The sequence below is a fragment of the Streptomyces sp. ATLC9 genome, assembly GCF_057196705.1.
In genome coordinates this window covers 1-1,941 of sequence record NZ_JBXUOY010000477.1, presented here as the reverse complement: position 1 = coordinate 1,941, position 1,941 = coordinate 1, and the positions used below count along the sequence as shown (strand labels likewise).

At 68.0% G+C, this 1,941-nt stretch carries 2 protein-coding genes and 1 pseudogene; 1 reads left to right on the top strand and 2 read right to left on the bottom strand.

Translation table 11 applies throughout. From position 1 onward, the window contains the following. Window positions 1-106, bottom strand: a pseudogene (locus AC2CJA_RS26430) (IS5/IS1182 family transposase); the annotation flags it as partial. 99 nt (window positions 107-205) lie between these two features. On the opposite strand from AC2CJA_RS26430, the gene AC2CJA_RS26425 reads away from it, so the two are divergent. Next, the gene (locus AC2CJA_RS26425; protein WP_484605180.1) at window positions 206-958 is read left to right on the top strand and encodes an IS630 family transposase; all 753 of its coding nucleotides are present in this window, start codon (window positions 206-208) and stop codon (window positions 956-958) included. A 4-nt stretch (window positions 959-962) separates the two neighbouring features. On the opposite strand, the gene AC2CJA_RS26420 is transcribed toward AC2CJA_RS26425, so the two are convergent. Then, the coding region (locus AC2CJA_RS26420; protein ID WP_484605179.1) for an IS3 family transposase at window positions 963-1,941 on the bottom strand (979 nt) is incomplete at its 5' end.

Sequence of the window (1,941 nt, the reverse complement as noted above, 5' to 3'; positions counted from 1 at the left end):
GGCGGCGCCAGCGGGAGCCGATCCGACGCCGGTGCCCCGCGAGCAGACCGGCGAGACGCTGCGGGGTGCGGCTGGACAGATCGATGGCAGACGGGTAGACAAGCACGAGAGCTCCTGGCGGACTGGTGATCTTGGTCGTGAACCCGTCCACCAGGAGCTTTCCTCATGCCCGCCACCGGGGTCGCCGGTCCAACCACTCGTCAGGTTGGAAGAGGCTCAGTGGCTGGCCGGTGGGCGAGATGCACTGCTGGCCCGGCCACGCGGGAAGCGTGTCGGTGAGCACCAGGTCCTCTCGGACGCCGAGCAGCAGGCCATCCGGCAGGCGATCTTGGACCATCAGCCGTGTGACCTGGGGCTTGCCGGGCAGCTGTGGACGCGTTCCCAGGTCGGGGAACTGGTTGCGAAGCTGTACCGGGTGCGGCTGACCGAGCAGGGCGTGGGCAAGTACCTCAAGCGCTGGGGACTGTCGTTCCAACGCCCGGACAAGCGGGCCGTCGAGCAGGACGAGCAGGCGGTGCGCTGCTGGCACCAGGAGACCTGGCCGGCGATCCGTGCCAAGGCGAAGGCCGAGGGAACCGAGGTGCTCTTCGCCGACCAGGTCGGTATCCGCCCCGATCAGGTCACCGGCCGCACCTGGGCCGAGCAGGGCCGCACCCCGATCGTGCGCCGCAGCGGTAACCGCTTCTCCGTCAACGCGATGTCCGCGATCAGCACCAGGGGCCGTATCCACTTCATGGTCTTCACTGGCAGCTTCGACGCAGCCGTGATGTGCCGCTTCCTCACCCGCCTGATCGGGCACTTCGACCGCAAGGTCCACCTGATCGTGGACCGGCACCCCGCCCACCGCTCCCGCACCGTCCGCGACTGGCTCGCCGACCACGCCGACCAGGTCGAGCTGCACTTCCTGCCCGCCTACGCACCCGAGCTGAACCCCGACGGTAGCTGTCAATCCGACTGAGACGTCAGGCTGCTTGTGCGGTCTGTGGTGATGTTTCGTCAGTGGATTCGGCGGTGGGCGGGTTGATCCACACGCGCTCCGGCAGGGGTGGCGGGACGGGGCGGCGGTGGAAGCGTTCGGGGTGGGCGCGGTAGGCCGCGTGCAGGACGTCCGCCCGGCGGGCCTGGACGGCGTGGGCGCTGCCGTCATGGACCGAGGCCGGGGTGTGCCAGCCGATTCCGGAATGGCGGTGCTGGAAGTTGTAATAGCGGAAGAAGTGTTCGCAGAACGTGTTCGCGTCCTCGATGGATCCGAAGGTTCCGGGGAATGCTGGACAGTATTTGAGGGTTTTGAAGTTGGCTTCCGAATACGGGTTGTCGTTCGATATGCGGGGGCGGGAGTGTGACTGTTCGATGCCGAGTACGGCGAGGAGTCCGGACACGGTGTTGGAGGTCATCGACGTTCCGCGGTCGGCATGGATCGCCCGAGGCGGCACCCCGCCGTTCGCGGTGATGGCGTGCTCGATGAATTCTTTGGCCAGGGTTCCGGTCTCGGTGGGCCATATCTCGAAGTGCACGACCTTGCGGGAGAAGATGTCCAGCATGACGTACAGCTGGTAGTAGACGCCGCGGGCGGGTCCTTTCAGTTTCGTGATGTCCCACGACCAGACCTCGCTGGGCCCCCGGGCCTGGAGTTCGGGTTTTTTCTTCGCCGGATGGCGGGCCTGGGCGCGGCGTTCGCCGGTCTGGCCGGCCTCGCGCAGGAGCCGGTACATGGTGGCCTGTGAGCACAGGTAGAGGCCCTCGTCCAGCAGAGTGGCCCACACCTGGCCCGGTGACTTGTCCACGAAGCGGGGCGAGGCGAGGAGCTCCAGCACGGTGCGGCGCTCGTCCTCGGACAGCTGCGCGGGATGGTGGAACGGCCGGCGTTCCCCGGCCGTGGGCGGTTTCGGGTTCCGCCGCCGGTGCGGCGTGGCCCGGGAGACGCCCAGGATCCGGCAGGCC